We start from the raw sequence: 21,504 nt of genomic DNA, 5'->3' as shown, positions 1-21,504 counted from the left end.
AGTCAGCCGGAGCATCGCCATGGACCCCTACGAGATGATCAAAGCCCATCTGGGCCAAGCAGTGCCTTATGCGACTCAGACAGGGGTCGAGCTGCTTGAGGTTGCCGATGGTACAGCAGTAGCACGTCTGGAACAGCGCCGCGAAACGGAAAACCATATCAAGGGCCAGCACGCAGGCGCGATGTTTACATTGGGCGAGACAGCATCGGGCGCGGCTGTTGCAGGCGCCCTGGCGCCAGTCATCCTGCAAATGCGCCCGGTCGCGGAAATGGCAGAAATCACCTATCGAAAACTCGCACAGGGTACGCTGACGGCCACGGCGCGCACCTCGCAAAGCGGCGTGGAGCTGATGGCAGCGATCAAAGCGGACGGGAAGGTGGCGTTCGATGTCGTGATCGATATTCGGGATGCCGAGGATGAAACCGTCGTTGAAATGAAGGTCAACTGGTACGTCAGCCCGACTCGTACCTGACCGACAAGGCCATCCGTGGGCGCGAAGCTGGCAGCAGCAGCGCTGTATTTTCCGGATGGTGGTGATGTTTGGTAGGCCCGGTAGGACTCGAACCTACGACCAAAGCGTTATGAGCGCTCTGCTCTAACCAACTGAGCTACAGGCCCACCATGGGCGATTGCGTATTGTGCATCGCGCCTTTCGTCAAGGGTTTGCGTTGCGACTTTGGGTGATATGATTTAGGTCGCGTGCAACAGGATTACCCAGCCAGAGGCTTTTTAAAATGACCGAGCGACAGAACGGGATCACCTATGCGGATGCAGGTGTGGATATTGATGCAGGCAACGCATTGATAGAACGTATCAAACCGGCTGCGAAGCGTACTAGCCGTCCGGGGGTTATGTCCGGTCTTGGTGGCTTTGGCGCGCTGTTTGATCTCAAGGCGGCAGGATATGATGATCCGGTACTGGTTGCGGCCACGGATGGTGTGGGTACCAAACTCAGGATCGCAATCGACACCGGAAATGTAGACGGTGTGGGCATTGATCTGGTTGCCATGTGTGTGAACGATCTGGTGTGCCAAGGCGCCGAACCGCTGTTTTTCCTTGACTATTTTGCAACCGGAAAGCTGGATTTAGATACAGCCACCCGCATTATCGAGGGGATCGCCAAAGGGTGCGAGATGTCGGGCTGTGCGCTGATCGGCGGGGAAACCGCCGAAATGCCGGGGATGTATCCCGAAGGTGATTTCGATCTGGCCGGCTTTAGCGTTGGCGCGATGGAACGTGGCGGCGCATTGCCACGCGATGTGGCTCAGGGGGACGTGCTGCTGGGGCTGGCCAGCGACGGAGTACATTCCAACGGTTACAGTCTTGTGCGCGTTATCGTCGAACATTCCGGCCTGCAATGGAGCGATCCGTGCCCATGGGATGCGGGTACGCTGGGCGAGGTTCTGCTGACACCGACGCGCCTCTACGTCAAACCCGCTTTGGCAGCGGCGCGTGAAGGCATGGTGAATGCGCTGGCCCATATCACTGGCGGTGGGCTGACAGAAAACCTGCCACGGGTGCTGCCTGATGGTCTGGGCGCGCGGATTGATCTGGGCGCTTGGGAACTGCCGCCGGTGTTTCGCTGGCTTACGGCGCACGGTGGCATGGATGAAACCGAACTTCTCAAAACCTACAACGCGGGGATCGGGATGATTCTGGTTGTACCGGCCGACAAGGCAGAAGCCGCGGCGAAACTGCTGGAGGAGAAAGGCGAAACCGTCTTTACCATCGGTACCGTTATTGCGCAGGACGGTGTCAGTTATGAGGGCAGCCTGGTCTAATGGTTCGCGTTGCGATCTTCATCTCGGGCGGTGGGTCCAACATGGTGGCGCTGCTGGATGATATGGCGCGCAGCGGACATGCAGGCATCCCATGTGTGGTGCTTGCCAACAGCGAGGATGCAGGGGGGCTGGCACATGCGTCAGCGCGCGGTGTGCCGACTGTTGTTGTCGATCATCGCCCCTTTGCCGGTGATCGTGCCGCGTTCGAGGCCGCGATTACCGCCGCGTTGGATCCTTTTGCACCCGATATGATCTGCCTTGCGGGATTTATGCGAAAGCTGACGGCCGAATTTGCCGATCAGTGGGCGGGGCGGATGATCAATATCCACCCCTCTCTTTTACCCAAATACAAGGGCCTGAACACCCACGCCCGCGCGCTGGAGGCGGGGGATCACGTTCACGGATGCAGCGTCCATGAAGTGACCGCCGCGCTGGATGATGGGCCGATTCTGGGGCAAGCGGTGGTGGAGGTGCGACAGGATGATACACCCGAAACCCTTGCGGCGCGTGTATTGGTGCAGGAACATATTCTTTACCCTGCTGTGTTGCGCCGTTTTGCTGCAGGGGATCGCAGCCTGTTGATTTTGCCAAGCTGACTGGTCAAACCGCTGCGGTTTCTGTACCGCTAGGTCAAGCCCAAGGATTTTTACCATATGCGTACGATTACGACGACTGACGAACTGGCCTCCTACTGCACAGAGGCTGCGAAACATCCCTATATTACTGTTGATACAGAATTTCTGCGCGAGCGGACGTATTACTCCAAACTCTGTCTTGTCCAGCTTGCCATGCCGGGAACCGATGACAGCAACGCGGTGCTCGTTGATCCGCTGGTGAACGATATGTCGATGGAGCCGCTGTACGATCTGTTTCGCGATACCTCTGTCGTCAAAGTATTTCACGCGGCGCGGCAGGATCTGGAAATTTTCTTTGTGGATGCAGAGGTTTTTCCCGAACCCTTGTTTGACACCCAGGTAGCCGCGATGGTCTGCGGTTTTGGCGAGCAGGTGGGGTATGAAACGCTGGTGCGCAAGATAGCCAAGGCGGGAGTGGATAAAACCTCGCGCTTTACCGATTGGTCGCGCCGCCCGCTGACGGATGCGCAAAAAACCTATGCCTTGGCCGATGTAACGCACTTGCGTCAGGTTTATGAATATCTGGCTGCAAAGCTTGAGCAGTCCAACCGTGACAAATGGGTGGAGGAAGAACTGGAAGTTCTCACCAATCCCGACACCTATGTCACAGCGCCACGTGATGCGTGGAAACGGGTGAAAACGCGGACAAATTCGGCGCGGTTTTTGGCAATTGTTCGTGAATTGGCAGCCTTTCGTGAGGCTTATGCGCAGGAGCGTAATATTCCGCGCAACCGTGTGTTCAAAGATGATGCCATGGTGGAACTTGCCTCGAACAAACCAAAGAATCACGAGGAGCTGGGGAGGGCGCGTTTGCTATTGCGAGACGCGCGCAAGGGCGAAATTGCGGATGGTATACTCAAGGCAGTCGCAAAGGGTGTGTCCTGCCCGAGTGGGGATCTTCCCCAGCCCGATCGCAGCCGCGAAAAGCTTCAGGTAAATCCGGCGCTTGCGGATCTGCTGCGGGTGTTGTTGAAAGCGAAAACCGAAAGCGCCGGTGTTGCCGCCAAATTGATAGCCAGCGCTGCTGATCTGGATGCCATTGCAGGCGGCGTGCGCGACGTGCAAGCGATGAGCGGCTGGCGCAAGGATGTGTTTGGCGATGATGCTGTAGCGCTGTGCGACGGCAAGATTGCCCTGACCGCCGTTGGCAATGACGTAAAGGTTGTGCGGGTCTAGCCCGCCGCCTTCATGCAACGAGATAGTTTATCGAGGGGAAATTAGCGCCGCGCGACACGGGCGTTGCGCACACCCTCGACGCGGATGCTGCGCACGCCGCGCAAATCCTGATCGGTCAGCTTGCGCGCTGCGGTTACTTCGCGTGTCACAGGGCCGCCTATGGCGGTGTTGCGGGCAGGCTCAACCCCTTCAAAGCGGTATGTCAGCACACCGTCGACGGGAGTTTCATCTTCCTGTTGCGGTGTGAGTTGAACAGCGTAGCGCCCCTGCCGGTCTGCGCGACCTGTGGCGCGAATGATTGCTCCCCCGGGAACGCGTTCAACTGTAAGATCAATAATCTCTTCAAACGGTCTGCCTGCATATGAAATTTCATCGGCACCGCGGCGCGCGAACAGTCCGGATTTTTTCGGGATCAGCGGATTTGCGGGCTTTGCGTCTGCTGTTTGCAAGGTTTCGGACGTAGAGCGGCCAAACCAGTTGGAAGGATTGAGCGCACTGTCACGCACAAAACCGCAAGCTCCCAATGACATGGATGCAACCAGAAGAACGGAAAGGGAAATGCGCATGGGACCTGCCGTGAAATACTGCTGTTGGATATGACCTAACGCATCCCTGCGCAGTTGGGAAGAGGTGCGTTTGCCATGATGTGGGGCTGGACGTTTTCACTGTCACAGCCTACCTCGGTTTCAAACCCGCATCACAGGAGTATCTGATGGCGACTGCCGAATTTGAAGAACTTGTCGAAGATTTTGAATTTCTGGAAGATTGGGAAGACCGGTATCGCCATGTGATAGATCAGGGCAAGGCGATGGTTGCGCTGGATGAAGCGCTTTGTGTGCCTGCCACAAAGGTGAATGGCTGTGCCAGTCAGGTCTGGCTGCATGCGGAAATGCAGGATGGAAAGCTGCATTTTGACGGCGCTTCGGATGCAATGATTGTGTCGGGTCTGATTGCGGTATTACGCACGCTTTATAACGGCCTGACACCTACACAGGTGCTGGCAGTGGATGCGCGTGCGGAACTGGGGCGGTTGGGGTTGAACGAACATTTGTCTGCGCAACGCTCGAACGGGTTGACGGCGATGATCGAGCGGGTGCGGGAAACGGCAGCGCGCGCTGTTTGAGAGGGGTTGGGGGCGCTGCCCCCTTGGCCTGCGGCCAATTCCCCCGGGATATTTGGGGCCAAAAGAAGCCGGCTGGTCTAGAGTTCGGTCAGGGTGGTTTTTAGATCACCGTAGCCAGTAAAGCGGCGTTCGAAAATGAGGCCGAGGCGGTCTGCACATTTGCGGGCCTTGGCGGTAAGGGCGGGGTCGTCTGTCTGAGCCTGATATACAAGTTTTTTGTAATTTCCGAAATACATGTCGCGCAATTCCGGATGGCGGTCGAGGCCCATTGGTTTGATGACGAATGCGTCAAACTGGCGGACCAGAAAATCGGTCAGATAGAAGGTTGTGATCTCGTCTTCGCTGATCGTTGCGAAACGGTTATTTCCTTCAAAGAAGCTGTAGCAGTGTGGGCCTGCGATCATCCGGACGTCGAGTTCGGCGCAGGCAGCCTGTAGTAGACCGCCGGTGCCGCAATCGGCGTAGGCGACGAAGATATCATCATATGTGGCACGGTGTTTTGCGACCGCATCGCGCACGGCCTCGGTAATTTTTTCCGGATAGAGATGATAGTTGGCAGGCAGACATGTAAGGTCCAGATGTGCCCAGCCATTGGCGGCCTTGAGATCAAGGATTTCGCGGGCAAGGGCGCCACAGGCGATAATCAGGACTTTGCCCTGTTTTGCTTTCAGCGGCAGCCCGACTTCGGTGAGCTTTGAATCATCCAGTGTCATCTGCGCCATGCCCGGAGTGCGAGAGTGGCAATGAGAAGGATAGGTGCCACAGCGAGCGAAAGGCCGTTCGCGTATGTGATCATCCAGATGGTACCAGCGGCGGCGGTGATCACGGTGGCGAGCATCAATGTGAAAGTCAGTGTTGGCATGGCGGTTCCTTTTCTAACCAATAGATGGGAACTTCGGGTACACAAAAAAAGGCCCTGACTGTGCAGGGCCTTGGTGAAGAGCGATGTGCCCGCTCAAGCGTTTGCGCTGTTGTGTTTGCGCCCGACCCATTCCTTGGCGGTTTCGACGGCCACGGCGGCGTCACGGCAATAGGCGTCTGCACCGATCGCTTTGCCGAATTCTTCGTTCAGGGGGGCACCGCCGACCAGTACGATGTAATCATCCCGAATACCCTGTTCGACCATCGTGTCGATGACCACCTTCATATAGGGCATTGTGGTGGTGAGCAGGGCTGACATCCCGAGGATATCAGGGCCTTCCTTTTCCAGCGCTTCAAGATAGGATTCGACAGGATTGTTGATGCCCAGATCGACGACTTCGAAGCCTGCGCCCTCCATCATCATCGACACAAGGTTCTTGCCGATGTCGTGGATGTCGCCTTTGACCGTGCCGATCACCATTTTGCCCACACGGGGTGCGCCGGTTTCGGCGAGCAGGGGTTTGAGGATAAACATCCCGCCTTTCATGGCGTTGGCGGCCAGCAGCACTTCGGGCACAAACAGGATGCCATCGCGGAAATCGGCCCCCACGATTGTCATGCCACCAACAAGCGCTTTGGTGAGGACATCGTAGGGCGCCCAACCGCGCGCGATCAGGATGTTGACGCCTTCCTCGATTTCTTCTTTCAGGCCGTCATACAGATCATCGAACATTTGCTGAACAAGTTCTTCATCGTCAAGTTCCGACAGGATGATTTCATCTTCTTCTGACATAGCTTTCCCTTTTCTTGGCGGGCTTGTGGGCCTGACGTTCACTCATGTTTGTCAGACCGCAATTAAAATACTAAAGCAATTGCGACAACAAAGGCGCAAGGCGCGACCTGATGCTGCGGTATTGAGACTGTTTGGGGCGATTTATGCGCCTCTATATCAGCGGCGTCTGCGTCCTTTGCGCGGTGCGCGAGTGGGGCCTGCACCGTCTGTGCCGTCGCTATCGGAGGAAAACGCGCCAAGGGCTGCCTTGATCTCTTCCAGTTCGGGGGCTGCTCCTTTGGCGGTGGTGTCGAGAGCTTCGCGCATCTTTTCCAGATGGACAGGCATTGTGCCGCAGCATCCGCCGATCACCTGCGCACCGCAGTTGCGCGCCATGACGGCGTATTTTGCCATCAGTTCCGGTGTGCCGTCATAGTGGATATGACCTTCGTGGTATTTCGGGATGCCGGCGTTGCCTTTGGCAACGATGGGCAACGTGGCATTCTTGGCAGAAAACCCCAACACGGTGCGCAGCAGATCGGATGCACCTGTGCCGCAATTGGCACCATACGCCAGCGGCTGATTGTCCAGATCATGCACCATGTCGACCATTCCGGCAGAGGTCATGCCCATCATCGTTCGTCCGGCGGTGTCAAAGCTCATTGTGCCGACCCACGGCAATCCGGCCAATGCAAAGCCCTCGGCGGCGGCGCGGTATTCTTCGGGCGCCGAGATTGTCTCAAGCCAGCCAATGTCGGCGCCACCGGTTTTCAGCCCGTCGGCCGTTTCGTGAAACATCTCAACCGCGCTGGCATGGGACAGTGTACCGACGGGTTCCATGATTTCACCTGTAGGTCCTACCGATCCTGCAACGATCACTTTGCGACCCGCTGTGTCGGCGACTTCTCGCCCCAGCTCCGCCGCCACGCGGCTAAGCTCATGTGCGCGGCTTTGAGCGTTGTGCAACTTGAGGCGGGAGGCGTTTGCCCCGAAGGTATTTGTGAGGAACAAATCGGACCCCGCATTAACCGCACCGCGATAGAGGGTCAGGATTTTTTCCGGATGGTCGGTGTTCCAGAGTTCTGGCGCATCACCGGACATAAGTCCCATGTTGAACAAATTGGTGCCGGTTGCACCATCCGCAAGTAAAACACCTTTTTCCGCCAGCATCTCGGTAAACAGGTTCGACATATGGCGGTTCTCCAGATTGTAGTGGTCCGTATTCTTTTCATGTCACTGGGTCTGTAGCAATGCGCAAAATACTCATGTTGATTATGAGCAGGCCTAGAGGCAGGGTGTGTTGGTCGGGTTTTGCACGATGCTTGCAGCACGGGCCGCTGTGCACTAAGAGAAGCGCAACAGGGCGGCGGGACTCTCCCGCGCCGTTTAAGAGACAGGGGACGCCCATGGCCCGCCGCAAGAAGATTTACGAAGGTAAAGCGAAAATCCTGTATGAAGGCCCCGAGCCGGGGACAATCGTGCAATACTTCAAAGACGATGCAACAGCATTCAACGCGGAGAAGAAAGCCGTCATCGACGGTAAAGGTGTTCTGAACAACCGCTTGTCTGAGTACTTCATGACCGGTTTGAACCAGATCGGTGTGCCTACACATTTCATCAAGCGTCTGAACATGCGCGAGCAACTTGTCCGTCAGGTGGAGATTGTGCCGCTGGAAGTGATTGTGCGCAACTATGCCGCCGGCACCATGTCAAAGCGGCTTGGGCTAGAGGAAGGCACGCAATTGCCGCGCCCGATTGTCGAATACAGCTACAAAGATGATTCTCTGGGTGACCCGCTGGTGAGCGAAGAGCATATTGCCGCCTTCGGCTGGGCCAGCCAACAGGATATGGATGATATCCTGAGCCTTGCCTTGCGGGTGAATGATTTCATGTCCGGTGTGATGTATGGCGTCGGGATCAAGCTGATCGATTTCAAGATCGAGATCGGTCGGGTCTACGACGGTGACTTCCAGCGGCTGATTGTTGCGGACGAGATTTCACCCGACAGTTGCCGGTTGTGGGACATCGAAACAGGGCAGAAGCTGGATAAAGATGTGTTCCGCCGTGATCTGGGGTCGCTGACGGATGCCTATACCGAGGTGGCCAAGCGTTTGGGTGTGATGCCGAAAAATTCGACGCCGATTACAAAGCCGACGTTGATCAACTGACGCGCGTGTCGGATTGGGTTTATTGAAAAATGAAGAAGAGGGGCGCGCCATGAAGGCACGGGTTCATGTGATGTTGAAGGCTGGTGTTTTGGATCCGCAGGGCGAGGCTGTGCGCCATGCATTGGGCGCAATGGGATTTGCCGGTGTTCAGGGTGTACGTCAGGGCAAGGTGATAGAGCTTGATCTGGCCGAAGGTACAACCGAAGCGGATGTGACGCGGATGTGCGAGAAGCTGTTGGCGAACACAGTTATCGAAAGCTACACGGTGGAAATGTCGTGATGGGTTGTCTGTGGGGAGAAGTGTAATGCGCGCCGCTGTAGTAGTTTTTCCCGGTTCTAACTGTGACCGCGATCTGGCGGTCGCGTTCGAGCGGGCGGGTGCTGATGTCACTATGGTGTGGCATAAAGATAGCGAATTGCCCGAAGGCATTGATATTGTCGGTATTCCCGGCGGATTTTCGTACGGTGACTATTTGCGTTGCGGCGCGATTGCCGCGAATTCACCGATCTGCAAATCTGTTGCGACCCACGCAGGACGTGGTGGCTATGTGATGGGGATATGCAACGGATTTCAGGTGCTGACCGAGACCGGATTGTTGCCAGGCGCGCTGTTGCGCAATGCGGGCTTGAAATACATCTGCAAAACTGTCGGATTGAAGGTCGAAACATCTGCGTCGGATTTCACGGCGGGCTATAATGCGGGTGAAACCATCGATATTCCGATTGCGCATCACGATGGTAACTATTTCGCTGACGCAGACACGATCGCGATGCTTGAGGGTGAAGACCGTATTGCTTTCACCTACACAGATAACCCCAACGGGGCGCAGGCGGACATTGCTGGTATCCTGTCACAGAACCGTCGTGTACTGGGTATGATGCCACACCCCGAAAGGGCAGCAGACGCCGGTCATGGTGGCACTGACGGAGTGGCGCTGTTCCGCGCATTGGCTGGGGCATTGGCAACCGCCTGACTTGAGCGCGCGCTGCACTGTGGTAGTGTGTTGCGATGAACGATGACCGAAGTCTGACAGAGACACCTTGGCAACCTGCGGCGATAAGCTGGCGGGTGCGAATTGCGTTGGCGGTAATGCTGGTGTTTGCAATTGTGGTCATTTCGATCACCAACCGGTTGCTGACGGACCGTTTCACCGAAAGCACCCGTAACCGGGCCGAACTGCGGATCGCTCTTTATGGCGGGAACCTGCTGGCGGAATTGCGCCAGAACGCGATCGTGCCGCAACTGTTGGGGCGTGACCCTTCGTTGATTGCAGCGCTGGAAACTGCGGATTATTCGCTGTCGACCCAGCGGCTGATCTCATTTGTAGAGGAAATCGGTGCCGCGTCGCTGATGTTGCTGGATACGGATGGACGTACCGTAGCAGCGACCGATCGTAACCGGATCGGGGCGGCGCATAAATCAGCATCATATTTTGTCGATGCTATCCGCTCCAACGCGACGATCTTCAGTGTGATCCCGCAGGACACCGGCGATTACCGGTTCTTCTATTCCCGCCGTATCCAGAACGGCGGCACAACGGTGGGCGTGATCGCGGTTGAGGTCGATCTGAAGAAATTCGAGCGCGCGTGGGCCGGTATTTCTGATGCAGTGATTGTAACCAACAGCAACGGTGAGATTTTACTCGCAACCGAACCGCGCTGGCGCGGCAAAACCGAAGAAGAAGCGTTAGCCAACCAGACTCCCCAAGGCGCGATAGAGCGTGCGATACAGGCCACAGCCGATTGGACTGCACTGCCGCCTGACGCCTATTTGCAGGGTGAAGCAGTGATGCGGCTGGATGCGCGCGTGAATTTTCGCGGCTGGCGCATGGTGAGCTATACCACCTACGCAAGCGTGCGTGAGCGGGTTAACGGTGTTCTTGCGCTTGAAGTTATGGGATTCGCTATTCTTCTGGCGCTGGCTTTCTACTTTCTTAGCCGTCGAACCGCGTGGCGTGCGGCGATCTTTCAACGCGAGTCGGCAGAGCTTCGCGCATTGAACGCCGCGTTGCAGCGGGAAATAGCCGAGCGCAAGCGCGTGCAGGAAACGCTTGCAGTCGCGGAACAGACGCTGGAACAGTCTAGCAAACTGGCGGCGTTGGGTGAAATGTCGGCTGCTGTTAGTCACGAGTTGAACCAGCCGCTGGCCGCAATGAAGACATATCTGGCCGGTGCGCGCCTGTTGTTGCGGCGCAATCGACCTGATGAAGCGCTCAGCAGTTTCGGGCGGATCGACGACCTGATCGAGCGGATGGGCGCGATCACGCGGCAGCTGAAATCCTATGCGCGCAAGGGGCAAGAGACATTTTCGCCGGTAAATATGGCGGATGCGCTGGCGTCCAGTCTGACGATGATGGAACCGCAGTTGCGCCAGCGACAGGTGCAGATTGCGCGTGTTCTGCCCGACACGCCGGTTTACACATTGGGCGACCGGATGCGGATCGAACAGGTTTTGGTCAACCTCTTGCGCAACGCCCTTGATGCCACCAAATCAGAGCGGAACCCCTCGGTCGAGATTATCTTGACCGCTGGGGAGACCGTAACACTGACAGTGCGCGACAACGGTCCGGGGATTGAAGACTTGGATGCGCTGTTCGAGCCGTTTTATACTACCAAGCAACCGGGCGACGGTGTCGGGCTTGGTCTGGCCATTTCGTCAGGGATTGTGAGCGATCTGGGCGGGCGGCTGACGGCGCGCAATGGTCAGTCCGGCGGCGCGGTATTTGAGATGCAATTGCCGATCCTTGAGGACGGTACAAAAGAAACACAGGCGGCGGAGTAAGATATGGCACAGGCGATGAAAATTGCGATTGTCGATGACGAACAGGATATGCGTCAGTCGATCAGCCAGTGGTTGGCGCTTTCGGGGTATGACACAGAGACATTTGCGTGTGCAGAAGATGCGCTGAAGGTTTTGGGCCCCGAATATCCGGGAATTGTGATTTCGGATATCAAAATGCCAGGCATGGACGGGATGCAATTTCTGAAAAAGCTGATGGGCAGCGACAGCGCATTGCCGGTCATCATGATCACAGGTCATGGTGATGTGCCGATGGCCGTTGAAGCGATGCGGGTCGGCGCGTTTGATTTTCTGGAAAAGCCGTTCAACCCCGACCGGATGAGCGAGCTTGCCAAAAAGGCCACAGCCACCCGCCGTCTGGTAATGGACAACCGTTTGCTGCGTCGTGAATTATCGGACGGTGGCCAATTGATGAAAAAGCTGATTGGCCAAAGCCCGGTGATGGAGCGTCTGCGCGAGGACATTCTGGATCTGGGACAGGCCGATGGCCACGTTCTGATTGATGGTGAGACAGGCACAGGCAAGACGCTGGTGGCCCACGCGCTACATGCTGTGGGCAGCCGTGCGGGCAAGAAGTTTGTGTTGGTCAGTGCCTCTGCCTATGAGGAAGACGCGTTAAGCAAGCGGTTGTTCGGCCCCATGCAACCTGAAGATGCACAATTGCCTGCGATCGAGGAAGCACGTGGCGGCACGCTGGTGTTGGAGGACGTCGAGGCGTTGAGCGAGACATTGCAAGCGCGGCTGCTGTCGGTGATCAACGAACAAGGCACACCAGCGGAGACGCGGATTGTGGCAATTTCGAACCTGCAAGAGGCGGGTCGCACCTCGGAAGATGTTTTGCGCTCTGATCTGTTTTACCGTCTGGCCGCGTTGCGGATTACCGTGCCGCCCCTGCGCCAGCGTGGTGAGGATATTCTGACATTGTTCACACGGCTGAGCGATCAGTTTGCCGATGAATACGGCTGCGATGCGCCGCAGGTGACAGCGCAGGAAGCGGCGCAGCTGCTGCAAGCGCCATGGCCGGGCAACGTGCGCCAGCTGATCAATGTAGCAGAGCGTGCGGTGCTACAGTCGCGCCGCGGATCGGGGACTATTGCCTCGCTGCTGATGTCGGATCATGACGAAATGCAACCGGTGATGACAACCGAAGGCAAGCCTCTGAAAGAGTACGTCGAAGCGTTCGAGCGGATGTTGATTGACAACACCATGCGCCGACACAAAGGCTCTATCGCCAGTGTGATGGACGAGCTGTGCCTGCCACGCCGGACGCTGAACGAGAAGATGGCGAAATACCAGTTAGCACGCTCTGACTATCTGTAAGGATTAAAGCAGCGTGTACATGAATAAGGGGCGCAAAAATTGCGCCCCTTTTTTAGGCTTGTGACGGAAAGTTCAGCCGCCGAGTTTGTAAAGCTGTGTTGGATTGCCTTCGTCATCGGTGCGGCACATCCAGCGTTCCTGAAGTGTTGGCGCGTCGATGATATACTGGTTGATCTCGACAATTGGCAAAGTAGTGTTAAGCCGTGACGCAGCGTCGCCGGTTTGTTCCTTGACTGACACCACACATTTGCGGTTGGCACGCGCATCGCGGCGCACATCGGGATCGGGATCAAACTCTGCCGGATCGCAGGCTGCCAATGCCATGGTAGCCATAATAAGAATGAGGGCAGGGCGCGTTAAACTTCGCATATTGTCTCCTAATGTGACGCAACGGGTGATGAAACACCGTGATTGTTGAAGGCAACACTACTGTCAAAGCCGCCACACGGCAACATGTCGCACCCTCCTTTTAGGCGGCAATTTTAGACTGATTTTCCCTGCGGATGTGAAAATAGAATTGATTGGACGTGATTGCCCATTGTGTTTGGGGCCTGCGTGCATTTACTTAGGGGGATGGGTGCGCCGCGATAGCACGTGGAATCCGCCGCCCGTACAAGAGTTTCGCTGTTGCCGCTGGCAGTCCGCTGATGTGCAACAGACCGATCATGCCGGAAACGGCAAAGAGACGCTGATGGAAGTTGAAGGCCAACCGCCCGAGATAACACAGTTTTTAATGGATGCGCGGCGCGCCCTGCCTTGCAGGTTTGTGCCCCCGTATCGGAGAAGAACCGCGATGACGCGCGCAAACGCTGAATACAGTTTCCGGGGTGGCCTACAGGGCCGCGCCGCTGTGCCGTCATACATCGCCCTGACAAGACACTTGGCCCACCGCGCGACCCCCCCAGGGAGGTCGGCGCGTCTGCGCCCGTGCAAAAGAGTAATATGCCAAAGAAAATGCTTATCGATGCCACCCACGCGGAAGAAACCCGCGTTGTCGTGGTCGACGGAAACAAGGTCGAAGAATTCGATTTCGAATCCGAAAACAGACGCCAGCTTGCTGGCAACATCTATCTCGCCAAGGTAACCCGCGTAGAGCCGTCGTTGCAGGCGGCTTTTGTGGATTACGGCGGCAACCGCCACGGATTCCTCGCTTTTTCGGAAATTCACCCCGATTACTACCAGATTCCCATCGCGGACCGTGAGGCGCTGATGGCCGAAGAGCGTGCCTATGCCGAAGCGCAGGCCGCAAAAGATGAAGAAGATTCCAAACCAAAGCGGCGTACGCGCAGCCGCTCTCGCAAATCCAAAGCCGAGGACGCGGTATCTGATGATGCAACGACATCGTCTGAGATTGACGGAATGGAAACTGTTGATCTGGAAGATGACGAAGTGACCGTGCCGGAGGACGAGGCATCGTCGCCGATGGAGCGTGTGCAGGAAACGCCTGTTGAAACGCCGGATGCGGATGATGACAGTTCTGACGATTCCTCGGATGGTGATGATTCAGGTGACGATGACGCAACCGATGCATCCGACAAGGATGACAGCATCGAATCTGTGGCCGAAGAGGACGACAGCGAAGATATTCGCCCCGTGCGCAAGCCGCGCCCGCGTCGCTACAAGATTCAGGAAGTTATCAAAGTCCGCCAGATATTGCTGGTGCAGGTCGTCAAGGAAGAGCGTGGCAACAAGGGTGCGGCGCTGACAACGTATCTTTCGCTGGCAGGGCGCTACTGCGTTCTGATGCCCAACACTGCGCGCGGTGGTGGTATTTCACGTAAGATTACCAATGCCGCCGACCGCAAGAAGCTCAAAGAGATCGCGCAAGAGATCGAGGTGCCGCAAGGCGCGGGCCTGATTGTACGCACCGCCGGTGCAAAACGTACAAAGGCCGAGATCAAGCGCGACTATGAATACCTGCAACGCATGTGGGAACGTATCCGCGAGCGGACACTGGAATCGATTGCGCCCACAAAAATCTATGAAGAAGGCGACCTGATCAAACGTTCGATCCGCGATTTGTACAATCGCGACATCGACGAGGTATTCGTCGAGGGCGAGCGCGGCTACCGGATCGCCAAAGACTTTATGAAAATGATTATGCCGTCCCACGCCAAAAACGTGAAGCGGTATGAAGAAACCCTGCCACTGTTTGCCCGCTATCAGGTAGAGGCTTACCTTGCAGGGATGTTCAACCCCACGGTGCAACTGCCCTCTGGCGGCTACATCGTGATCGACACTACCGAAGCACTTGTTGCGGTTGACGTGAACTCGGGCCGTGCCACCAAAGAAGGCTCGATCGAGCAAACCGCGCTCAAGACAAATCTGGAGGCCGCAGCCGAAGTGGCGCGCCAGTTGCGTCTGCGTGATCTGGCGGGGCTGATTGTCATTGATTTCATCGACATGGACGAGCGGAAAAACAACGCCGCGGTCGAGAAAATGATTAAAGACAAGCTCAAGACCGACCGCGCGCGCATCCAGATCGGCCGTATCTCGGGCTTTGGTCTTATGGAAATGTCGCGCCAGCGTCTGCGTCCTGGCATGATCGAGGCGACGACACAGCCTTGTACGGCCTGTCACGGAACAGGGTTGATCCGGTCGGATGACAACCTTGCGCTGGCGATTTTGCGCACCATCGAAGAAGAAGGCACACGCCGCCGCTCCCGCGAGGTGCTGATCAAGGCGCCTGTAGGAATCGTCAACTTTTTGATGAACGAGAAGCGTGAGCACATCGCCAACATCGAATCCCGCTACGGGCTTAGCGTGCGCATCGAAGGTGATCCGCATTTGGTCAGCCCTGATTTCTCTGTCGAGAAGTTTAAAACCGCCACGCGGGTTGTGCAGCAGTCTGAGCAGGTTGTTTCGGCTGACATTGCCCTGATGGACAAGATCGACGAAGCAGACGCAGCCGCAGCAGAAGCGGCTGAGGCCGCCGCGGCGCAAGAAGATCAGAACGAACAGCAAAATAAATCGCAGACAACGTCGAACGGTTCGGCATCCGATGACGACTCCGATGACAAGCCAAAGCGCAAGCGCCGGCGGCGTCGGCGTAGCCGTGGAGGCCGTTCCAACGGGGACGACCAGCAGAACAACGGTGACAACGGTCAATCTGATGACACTTCGTCAGACGGCGCGCAGGACGATGCGGACAACGGTTCATCGCAAAAGCCCGCAAAAGAAGCGAGTGCAGACAAGGCCGACGCGGATGTCGATGCAGGTAAAGATACTGGCGAGGACAAGCCAAAGCCGAAATCACGCAGCCGTTCGCGCACCCGCAAGCCCAAGGAAGAAGTAGCGGAAACACCTGCATCTGATGATGCTCCGGCAGAGGAAAAGGCGGCTGATACATCCCAAGAAGCTCCTTCAGCAGAGGAAGACAAGCCAAAGCCTAAACGCACACGGGCACCGCGCAAGCCCAAGGCAGCACCCGTAGCGGATGCGGATGCTTCGGCGGATGAAGCCGCACCTGCTGCAGCAGAGGTTGCCGCCGATCCGGTAGCAACCACGAAACCCAAGCCAAAGGCACCCCGCAAGCCGCGCGCGTCTTCCAAAACTGCGGCAGCCGCGAAGGCGACAGAGGAAGCAGCACCTTCTGCAACCGAAGCAGAGCCTGAGACAATGGCCGCGCTGGAAGTGAAAGCAGAACCAGAGGCAAAGACAGAGCCTGCAGCGCAGGCAAAAGTCGAGCCAAAGGCGGAACCTGCGCAACAGGCAGAACCGGAAGCCAAGGTGGATATCTCTCCCGAGCCTGCGCCAAAGCCCGAACCCGCCGCTGAAGCGAACGAGGAGGCAAAACCACGCCGCAAGGGATGGTGGTCTTTAGGTCGCGGCTAACGCGCAATAAAATTGAGAAAAAGGCAGGCCTTCGGGCCTGCTTTTTGTATTCTGAGGTATAACACCTCCTAATTCAGACTGATTTTTCAATCAGATAGATTTGAACATCACCGTCCTGTGTGCGTTCCAAGAGGGTGTGACCCGCCTGCGCACAAAAATGCGGCACGTCGATCACAGCGGCGGGATCATCCGCCCGCATTCGCAGGCGATCCCCGGCAGCCAAAGCGCCCAGCCGTTTGCGGGCTTTTAACACGGGTAGGGGGCACAGCAGCCCTGTGGCATCAAGATCATGTATCATAGGACCGATTTAGGCTGCATGATTCACCCTGTCCACAGCCTTGTGACCTCATGTCGCGTGACGGCGCCTGCGTCAACGTATAGCAGTGAGCTATGTTTGGAATCGATATCATAGACGCGAGCCTTCTGCCCGCGATGACCGTTGCGCTGCTCGCGGGTATTGTCAGCTTTTTGTCGCCCTGCGTTTTGCCGATTGTGCCGCCCTATCTGGCCTATATGAGCGGTGTGAGCCTGAACGACATGAGTTCTGAAAGCGCTGCAAGACGGCGCGCGATTATCGCTGCGCTGTTCTTTGTCATGGGGCTGAGCACGGTTTTCCTGATCCTCGGTTTTACCGCCTCGGCATTCGGGGCGTTTTTCCTGCAAAACCAGATTTTGTTTTCGCAAATATCGGGCGTGGTCGTGATTATTTTTGGTATCCATTTCCTTGGTATTTACCGCATTTCGTTCCTTGATCGCGAGGCCCGGATGGATGCGGGAGACAAGGGCGGATCGTCCTTCGGTGCCTACGTGCTTGGTCTCGCTTTTGCATTCGGCTGGACACCCTGCATCGGGCCGCAACTGGGCGCGATCCTGTCACTGGCCGCGGGCGAGGCATCGGTGACGCGGGGCACGGTGTTGCTGGGCATCTACGCGTTGGGGCTCGGCATTCCGTTTCTCTTGGCGGCGATGTTCATGACCCGCGCAATGGGGGTGATGAACCATCTCAAACGGCACATGAAAGCCATCGAACGTGTGATGGGGGTGCTGCTGTTGATTGTAGGCGTCGCAATGCTGACCGGCGCGTTCTCTACTTTCAGCTTCTGGTTGCTGGAGAATTTCCCCGCACTGGGTAATCTGGGCTAGGGCAAAAGCCTTACTTTGGCCCGAAAGCCGCGCTAGCATGGGAAAAACAAATCGAGGCCTATGCAGTTCAATGACGGTCCTATCGTCACCGGTCACGCGTCGTCAGGTGTTTTACATTCCGGGCTATGACCCAATCCATCCGCGCCGCTACCGCGAGCTTTACCGCAAGGAATCTGCCGCACAGGCAGCGATTTCCGATTACGGTATAACCCTGTCCGCGCGGCAAGGGGGAAAGCGATATGGCTGGGATGTCAAAAGCTTGATAGACGGGGCGCATGTGGATGCATCAGTGGATGTATTGGTGTGGTCCGATATTGTGCGCGATAGCATGGATACCTCTGTTCCCGCTACTTACGCGCAGCTTGTGCGCACTGCCTGGGTCTATATCGGCACGGGGGCGCTGTGGCGGCTGATGCGTTTGCGCAAGGGGCCTGTGATTGCCGCGCTTTATCCGGTCGGGATGCTCTTGGCGCAATTACTGTTGGCGATTGTGGCCGCCTTGGTGTTGTTCAAGCTTGGCACACTGGCCGGGGATCACTGGTTGTTACGTGTGTGCTCGGGCGTTTTGTCGGCTTTGGCTGGTTGGGAAACCCTGAAATGGTTCAAGGCCAAAGATGGCAAATTCTTTGCCTACTACTTGATGCATGATTACGCATACGGAGCAGCGACGCGAGGGGCCAATACCGCAGCTCTTGAAATGCGCATAGCGCAATTTGAAAACGCTGTCGCGGAGGCGATACTGTCGGAGGTCGACGAGGTGTTGGTGGTCGGTCACTCCTCTGGTGCGCATCTGGGCGTTTCGGTTCTGGCCGATCTGATCCGCGCAGGCCGTGTGCCGGAGGATGGTCCGGCGCTGGCATTTCTGACCTTGGGGCAGGTGGTGCCGATGGTATCCTTTCTGCCCGATGCGCAGCGTTTGCGGTCTGATCTTGCGTATCTCAGCGCATCTGATGCGCTTACATGGGTTGATGTAACAGCCCCCGGTGATGGCTGTGCTTTTGCGCTATGTGATCCTGTTGCAGTAAGCGGTGTGGCACCTGCGGACAAACGCTGGCCGCTGGTGTTTTCGGCGGCGTTCACAAAATCCCTCAGCGCCGCACGCTGGCAGGCGCTACGCTGGCGGTTTTTCCGCCTGCATTTCCAATATATGTGCGCGTTCGATCAGCCGCGTGACTACGATTATTTCCAGATCACCGCAGGCCCGCTGACATTGGCAGAGCGATATCGCAATCGCCCTCCATCCAAATCGCGCATCGAATTGCCGGTGAACAAATTTACAAGCACCCTACCATGACCCAGCCTCCCAAACCGCCCAGCAGGCCGGATAAGGTCTCACTGTGGCACTACGCAAAGCTGTTCCGCGCCGATATCCTGTCCGCACAACCTGCACGCCTGTACCGGGCGTGGATGGCCGAATTTCGCACCCCTTTCTTTCGTAGCTATCTGATTAACCAACCCGAATTGGTCAAACGCGTGCTGAAAGAGCGGCCCGACGATTTTCCCAAATCCACCCGTGTAAATGAAGGGTTGCGCCCATTGCTGGGCAATTCTGTGTTTGTGACAAACGGTGAGACATGGAAACGGCAGCGACGCATTATTGATCCGGCTTTCGAAGGGGGGCGCCTGCGCGAGACATTTGCAGCGATGTGGGACGCGTCCGAAGCTGCCGCCGCGCGATTTGACAAGCAGGTCGGCCAGCAAGTGGAAATTGAACAGCAGTGCAGCCACGCGGCGGCGGACGTGATTTTTCGAACGCTTTTTTCACTGCCCATCGAGCATCATCTTGCCCGTGATGTGTTTGACGAATTCCGCATATATCAGCGCAGTCAACCGATCCTTAATCTGGCGGCGCTTGTGCCGCTGCCGCGCTGGATGCCGCGCCTATTCAGCAGTGATACAAAACGCAGCGCTGCCCGTATCCGCGCACTGATCGCCCGGTTGACAGAGGCACGCGCCCGCGAGATTGCCGCCGGAACCGCGCCGGATGATCTGGCAACCAAAATCATGACCACAACCGATCCCGAAAGCGGAGAGCGGTTCAGCACCGAAGAGATGGTTGATCAGGTTGCGATCTTTTTTCTGGCTGGGCATGAAACCAGCGCGTCTACGCTTGCGTGGGCGTTGTATCTGATGGCGCTTTACCCCGACTGGCAAGATAAACTGGCAGCCGAGGCGCAAGTGCTGGACAAGTGCAATTTCAGTGTCATGGGCAAACTGCGCCACAGCCGCGACGTGTTTCGCGAAACGCTGCGGCTTTATCCGCCTGTTCCTATGATGGTACGCGAAAACACCTGTCCGGAGGATATGCGCAATCGCGCGGTGCGGAAGGGTTCGCAACTGGTGATCAGCCCGTGGCATCTGCATAGACATACGCGGCTTTGGGACAACCCGGACGGTTTTGACCCTGACAGGTGGCACACGGACAATGGCAAAACCTGCCAACGTGATGCTTTCATCCCGTTCAGCGCGGGTGCGCGGGTCTGTCCCGGTGCGGGGTTTGCCATGATTGAAGGCCCGCTGATCCTGAGCCGGATTTTGCGTGATTTTCGGGTGAGCACCGGTCCGGTGCCTGTGCCGGTGGCACATCTGACGGTAAGGGCCAAAAACGGCATTTACCTGACGATCGCCCGCCGTGAGCGTTAACAGCGGCAATTCAACTGGTGCTGTGCCACTGAACCTATTAGACAGGGCAAACCGTTTCCCAGATAAAAAGGCATTATTCATGTCCCAAAAAGACGCCCAACGCACCCGTATCGCATCCGCCGACGGCTTTATCGCTGCATTGGACCAGTCCGGCGGCTCAACCCCCAAAGCGCTTGCACAATATGGTGTCGAGCCTGCGGATTATTCGGGTGATGCTGAAATGTATGCTGCTGTGCATGCGATGCGCAGCCGGATCATTCTGGCGGATGAGTTTACCTCCGAGAAGGTTTTGGGCGCGATCCTGTTTGAACGTACAATGGACAGCGATATCAACGGCAAGCCAACGGCGCAGTTGTTGTGGGAAGATCGTGGCGTTGTTCCGTTTCTGAAGATCGACAAAGGTCTGGCCGATGAGGCCAACGGCGTTCAACTGCTCAAGCCGATGCCGGAACTGGATGCATTACTGAGCAAGGCAAACGAAAAGGGTATTTTCGGCACGAAGGAGCGCTCTTTGATCCTTGAGGCGAACGCGCAAGGAATTTCAGATGTTGTGGCCCAACAATTTGACGTAGCCAGGCAAGTGGCAGCGGCGGGTTTGGTTCCGATTGTCGAGCCCGAAGTGCATATCGACAGCGCCACAAAGGCCGAAGCAGAGGAAATTCTTGAATCTGAAATTATGAAGCATCTGAATGACTTGCCAGAGGATGTGAACGTAATTCTGAAGCTGACGATTCCGTCGAAAGCAGGGCTTTACGATGCGGCAGCCGATCATGCGCGTGTGTTGCGTGTTGTCGCGCTGTCGGGAGGGTATTCAACGGATGTGGCCTGTGACCTGCTGAGCCAGAACCACAAGATGATCGCAAGTTTCAGCCGTGCGCTGGCCGAAGGTTTGAATGTGAAAATGTCCGATGCCGAATTTAATGCAGCACTGGGGCAGAACATCGCCAAGATTTACAACGCCTCGGTTGCGTAAGCGTTGGAATTTTTGAAAATTCCAGATCGATTTTGAAAAAATCGGCTATAAAATCACGCGGATTGGCTCCTGATTGCAAAATATTTGATCTGGCCCGCGTTTTCCACGGCATGAAAGCCGCGTCGTCGCAGTTCCTGTTCGAACTTGGCGCGGCCTGCATATCGTTCCACATCGCGTAGCTTGCGCCGTATCACTTGACCTTTACAGGCAGCTTGAGCACTGAACAGGTGGGTCATCCACGCTTCGGGTGAAAGAGGTGAGGGTATCGTCATACC

23 protein-coding genes and 1 tRNA gene are annotated in these 21,504 nt (G+C 56.6%); 15 read left to right on the top strand and 9 right to left on the bottom strand.

Features of this window, described 5'->3' with window-relative positions; translation table 11 throughout:
- The first annotated feature begins 19 nt into the window (after positions 1 to 19).
- Complete coding sequence (locus tag OS189_RS04250) at positions 20 to 472, top strand: DUF4442 domain-containing protein (protein WP_267166014.1); 453 nt, start codon at positions 20 to 22, stop codon at positions 470 to 472.
- 69 nt (positions 473 to 541) lie between these two features.
- On the opposite strand, the gene OS189_RS04245 is transcribed toward OS189_RS04250, so the two are convergent.
- Positions 542 to 618: transfer RNA gene (locus tag OS189_RS04245), tRNA-Ile, on the bottom strand.
- Positions 619 to 734: 116 nt separating this feature from the next.
- On the opposite strand from OS189_RS04245, the gene purM reads away from it, so the two are divergent.
- The 3 genes from purM to rnd are packed head-to-tail and all read left to right on the top strand — an operon-like array spanning position 735 to position 3,592.
- A complete protein-coding gene (gene purM / locus OS189_RS04240; protein ID WP_267166013.1) occupies positions 735 to 1,781 on the top strand; it encodes a phosphoribosylformylglycinamidine cyclo-ligase in 1,047 nt (348 codons plus the stop codon).
- Complete coding sequence (gene purN, locus OS189_RS04235; protein ID WP_267166012.1) at positions 1,781 to 2,377, top strand: phosphoribosylglycinamide formyltransferase; 597 nt, start codon at positions 1,781 to 1,783, stop codon at positions 2,375 to 2,377. Before purM ends, purN begins: the two co-directional genes overlap by 1 nt.
- A gap of 57 nt (positions 2,378 to 2,434) precedes the next feature.
- Positions 2,435 to 3,592: a ribonuclease D gene (gene rnd, locus OS189_RS04230; RefSeq protein ID WP_267166011.1), complete on the top strand. Its 1,158-nt coding sequence runs from the start codon at positions 2,435 to 2,437 to the stop codon at positions 3,590 to 3,592.
- Between the two features lie 41 nt (positions 3,593 to 3,633).
- On the opposite strand, the gene OS189_RS04225 is transcribed toward rnd, so the two are convergent.
- Complete coding sequence (locus OS189_RS04225) at positions 3,634 to 4,158, bottom strand: hypothetical protein (protein ID WP_267166010.1); 525 nt, start codon at positions 4,156 to 4,158, stop codon at positions 3,634 to 3,636.
- Positions 4,159 to 4,304: 146 nt separating this feature from the next.
- On the opposite strand from OS189_RS04225, the gene OS189_RS04220 reads away from it, so the two are divergent.
- Entirely contained in the window at positions 4,305 to 4,715 is a 411-nt protein-coding gene (locus OS189_RS04220) for a SufE family protein (protein WP_267166009.1), read from the top strand.
- Between the two features lie 77 nt (positions 4,716 to 4,792).
- Here the strand turns inward: OS189_RS04220 and OS189_RS04215 are convergent, their stop codons facing one another.
- The 4 genes from OS189_RS04215 to bmt all read right to left on the bottom strand — a co-directional run bounded on the left by OS189_RS04215 (position 4,793) and on the right by bmt (position 7,539).
- Positions 4,793 to 5,428 carry a DUF1638 domain-containing protein gene (locus OS189_RS04215; protein WP_267166008.1) on the bottom strand — a complete coding sequence of 212 codons (636 nt, stop codon included), beginning with the start codon at positions 5,426 to 5,428 and terminating at the stop codon, positions 4,793 to 4,795.
- Entirely contained in the window at positions 5,425 to 5,577 is a 153-nt protein-coding gene (locus OS189_RS04210; RefSeq protein ID WP_267166007.1) for a hypothetical protein, read from the bottom strand. Before OS189_RS04210 ends, OS189_RS04215 begins: the two co-directional genes overlap by 4 nt.
- 93 nt (positions 5,578 to 5,670) lie before the next feature.
- Positions 5,671 to 6,369, bottom strand: a complete 699-nt coding sequence (locus OS189_RS04205; protein WP_267166006.1) for a corrinoid protein — start codon at positions 6,367 to 6,369, stop codon at positions 5,671 to 5,673.
- 156 nt (positions 6,370 to 6,525) lie between these two features.
- On the bottom strand, positions 6,526 to 7,539 hold the full coding sequence (gene bmt / locus OS189_RS04200; protein WP_267166005.1) for a betaine--homocysteine S-methyltransferase: 1,014 nt from the start codon (positions 7,537 to 7,539) through the stop codon (positions 6,526 to 6,528).
- A gap of 215 nt (positions 7,540 to 7,754) precedes the next feature.
- Here bmt and purC point away from each other — a divergent pair, with 215 nt between their 5' ends.
- Genes purC through OS189_RS04175 form a run of 5 tightly spaced genes read left to right on the top strand, consistent with a single transcriptional unit; the run spans position 7,755 to position 12,636 of the window.
- A complete protein-coding gene (gene purC / locus OS189_RS04195; protein WP_267166004.1) occupies positions 7,755 to 8,516 on the top strand; it encodes a phosphoribosylaminoimidazolesuccinocarboxamide synthase in 762 nt (253 codons plus the stop codon).
- A gap of 49 nt (positions 8,517 to 8,565) precedes the next feature.
- Entirely contained in the window at positions 8,566 to 8,796 is a 231-nt protein-coding gene (purS, locus tag OS189_RS04190) for a phosphoribosylformylglycinamidine synthase subunit PurS (RefSeq protein WP_267166003.1), read from the top strand.
- Between the two features lie 25 nt (positions 8,797 to 8,821).
- A complete protein-coding gene (purQ, locus tag OS189_RS04185) occupies positions 8,822 to 9,490 on the top strand; it encodes a phosphoribosylformylglycinamidine synthase subunit PurQ (RefSeq protein ID WP_267166002.1) in 669 nt (222 codons plus the stop codon).
- A gap of 35 nt (positions 9,491 to 9,525) precedes the next feature.
- Positions 9,526 to 11,298 (top strand): sensor histidine kinase, encoded by a 1,773-nt coding sequence (locus OS189_RS04180; RefSeq protein ID WP_267166001.1) that lies wholly within the window; start codon positions 9,526 to 9,528, stop codon positions 11,296 to 11,298.
- A gap of 3 nt (positions 11,299 to 11,301) precedes the next feature.
- Complete coding sequence (locus OS189_RS04175; protein WP_267166000.1) at positions 11,302 to 12,636, top strand: sigma-54-dependent transcriptional regulator; 1,335 nt, start codon at positions 11,302 to 11,304, stop codon at positions 12,634 to 12,636.
- A 72-nt stretch (positions 12,637 to 12,708) separates the two neighbouring features.
- On the opposite strand, the gene OS189_RS04170 is transcribed toward OS189_RS04175, so the two are convergent.
- Positions 12,709 to 12,969, bottom strand: coding sequence for a hypothetical protein (locus OS189_RS04170; RefSeq protein WP_267165999.1), 261 nt, complete (start codon positions 12,967 to 12,969; stop codon positions 12,709 to 12,711).
- A gap of 609 nt (positions 12,970 to 13,578) precedes the next feature.
- On the opposite strand from OS189_RS04170, the gene OS189_RS04165 reads away from it, so the two are divergent.
- A complete protein-coding gene (locus OS189_RS04165) occupies positions 13,579 to 16,470 on the top strand; it encodes an Rne/Rng family ribonuclease (RefSeq protein WP_416237445.1) in 2,892 nt (963 codons plus the stop codon).
- A gap of 73 nt (positions 16,471 to 16,543) precedes the next feature.
- Here the strand turns inward: OS189_RS04165 and OS189_RS04160 are convergent, their stop codons facing one another.
- Positions 16,544 to 16,768 carry a sulfurtransferase TusA family protein gene (locus OS189_RS04160; RefSeq protein ID WP_267165997.1) on the bottom strand — a complete coding sequence of 75 codons (225 nt, stop codon included), beginning with the start codon at positions 16,766 to 16,768 and terminating at the stop codon, positions 16,544 to 16,546.
- 92 nt (positions 16,769 to 16,860) lie between these two features.
- On the opposite strand from OS189_RS04160, the gene OS189_RS04155 reads away from it, so the two are divergent.
- From OS189_RS04155 to OS189_RS04140, 4 genes are all read left to right on the top strand, one after another.
- The gene (locus OS189_RS04155) at positions 16,861 to 17,613 is read left to right on the top strand and encodes a cytochrome c biogenesis CcdA family protein (RefSeq protein WP_267165996.1); all 753 of its coding nucleotides are present in this window, start codon (positions 16,861 to 16,863) and stop codon (positions 17,611 to 17,613) included.
- A 70-nt stretch (positions 17,614 to 17,683) separates the two neighbouring features.
- A complete protein-coding gene (locus OS189_RS04150; RefSeq protein ID WP_267165995.1) occupies positions 17,684 to 18,907 on the top strand; it encodes a hypothetical protein in 1,224 nt (407 codons plus the stop codon).
- Positions 18,904 to 20,256 carry a cytochrome P450 gene (locus OS189_RS04145; RefSeq protein ID WP_267165994.1) on the top strand — a complete coding sequence of 451 codons (1,353 nt, stop codon included), beginning with the start codon at positions 18,904 to 18,906 and terminating at the stop codon, positions 20,254 to 20,256. Before OS189_RS04150 ends, OS189_RS04145 begins: the two co-directional genes overlap by 4 nt.
- 79 nt (positions 20,257 to 20,335) lie before the next feature.
- Entirely contained in the window at positions 20,336 to 21,229 is an 894-nt protein-coding gene (locus OS189_RS04140) for a fructose bisphosphate aldolase (protein WP_267165993.1), read from the top strand.
- Between the two features lie 53 nt (positions 21,230 to 21,282).
- Here the strand turns inward: OS189_RS04140 and OS189_RS04135 are convergent, their stop codons facing one another.
- Complete coding sequence (locus OS189_RS04135; protein ID WP_323380217.1) at positions 21,283 to 21,501, bottom strand: N-(5'-phosphoribosyl)anthranilate isomerase; 219 nt, start codon at positions 21,499 to 21,501, stop codon at positions 21,283 to 21,285.
- Between the last annotated feature and the right edge of the window lie 3 nt (positions 21,502 to 21,504).

It is taken from the genome of Sulfitobacter sp. F26169L (genome assembly GCF_026410285.1).
Classification (GTDB): domain Bacteria; phylum Pseudomonadota; class Alphaproteobacteria; order Rhodobacterales; family Rhodobacteraceae; genus Sulfitobacter.
This window is presented reverse-complemented; position numbering and strand designations above follow the sequence as displayed.

Bases quoted from the DNA above. Each gene is read 5' to 3' on its own strand.
- OS189_RS04160 (WP_267165997.1), bottom strand. From the start codon at position 16,768: ATGATACATGATCTTGATGCCACAGGGCTGCTGTGCCCCCTACCCGTG.
- purM (WP_267166013.1), top strand. From the start codon at position 735: ATGACCGAGCGACAGAACGGGATCACCTATGCGGATGCAGGTGTGGAT.
- OS189_RS04140 (WP_267165993.1), top strand. From the start codon at position 20,336: ATGTCCCAAAAAGACGCCCAACGCACCCGTATCGCATCCGCCGACGGC.
- OS189_RS04225 (WP_267166010.1), bottom strand. From the start codon at position 4,158: ATGCGCATTTCCCTTTCCGTTCTTCTGGTTGCATCCATGTCATTGGGA.
- OS189_RS04180 (WP_267166001.1), top strand. From the start codon at position 9,526: ATGAACGATGACCGAAGTCTGACAGAGACACCTTGGCAACCTGCGGCG.
- OS189_RS04205 (WP_267166006.1), bottom strand. From the start codon at position 6,369: ATGTCAGAAGAAGATGAAATCATCCTGTCGGAACTTGACGATGAAGAA.
- OS189_RS04155 (WP_267165996.1), top strand. From the start codon at position 16,861: ATGTTTGGAATCGATATCATAGACGCGAGCCTTCTGCCCGCGATGACC.
- purC (WP_267166004.1), top strand. From the start codon at position 7,755: ATGGCCCGCCGCAAGAAGATTTACGAAGGTAAAGCGAAAATCCTGTAT.
- rnd (WP_267166011.1), top strand. From the start codon at position 2,435: ATGCGTACGATTACGACGACTGACGAACTGGCCTCCTACTGCACAGAG.
- OS189_RS04150 (WP_267165995.1), top strand. From the start codon at position 17,684: ATGACGGTCCTATCGTCACCGGTCACGCGTCGTCAGGTGTTTTACATT.
- bmt (WP_267166005.1), bottom strand. From the start codon at position 7,539: ATGTCGAACCTGTTTACCGAGATGCTGGCGGAAAAAGGTGTTTTACTT.
- OS189_RS04175 (WP_267166000.1), top strand. From the start codon at position 11,302: ATGGCACAGGCGATGAAAATTGCGATTGTCGATGACGAACAGGATATG.
- OS189_RS04165 (WP_416237445.1), top strand. From the start codon at position 13,579: ATGCCAAAGAAAATGCTTATCGATGCCACCCACGCGGAAGAAACCCGC.
- OS189_RS04170 (WP_267165999.1), bottom strand. From the start codon at position 12,969: ATGGCTACCATGGCATTGGCAGCCTGCGATCCGGCAGAGTTTGATCCC.
- OS189_RS04135 (WP_323380217.1), bottom strand. From the start codon at position 21,501: ATGACGATACCCTCACCTCTTTCACCCGAAGCGTGGATGACCCACCTG.
- purS (WP_267166003.1), top strand. From the start codon at position 8,566: ATGAAGGCACGGGTTCATGTGATGTTGAAGGCTGGTGTTTTGGATCCG.
- OS189_RS04250 (WP_267166014.1), top strand. From the start codon at position 20: ATGGACCCCTACGAGATGATCAAAGCCCATCTGGGCCAAGCAGTGCCT.
- OS189_RS04215 (WP_267166008.1), bottom strand. From the start codon at position 5,428: ATGACACTGGATGATTCAAAGCTCACCGAAGTCGGGCTGCCGCTGAAA.
- OS189_RS04145 (WP_267165994.1), top strand. From the start codon at position 18,904: ATGACCCAGCCTCCCAAACCGCCCAGCAGGCCGGATAAGGTCTCACTG.
- purQ (WP_267166002.1), top strand. From the start codon at position 8,822: ATGCGCGCCGCTGTAGTAGTTTTTCCCGGTTCTAACTGTGACCGCGAT.
- purN (WP_267166012.1), top strand. From the start codon at position 1,781: ATGGTTCGCGTTGCGATCTTCATCTCGGGCGGTGGGTCCAACATGGTG.
- OS189_RS04220 (WP_267166009.1), top strand. From the start codon at position 4,305: ATGGCGACTGCCGAATTTGAAGAACTTGTCGAAGATTTTGAATTTCTG.
- OS189_RS04210 (WP_267166007.1), bottom strand. From the start codon at position 5,577: ATGCCAACACTGACTTTCACATTGATGCTCGCCACCGTGATCACCGCC.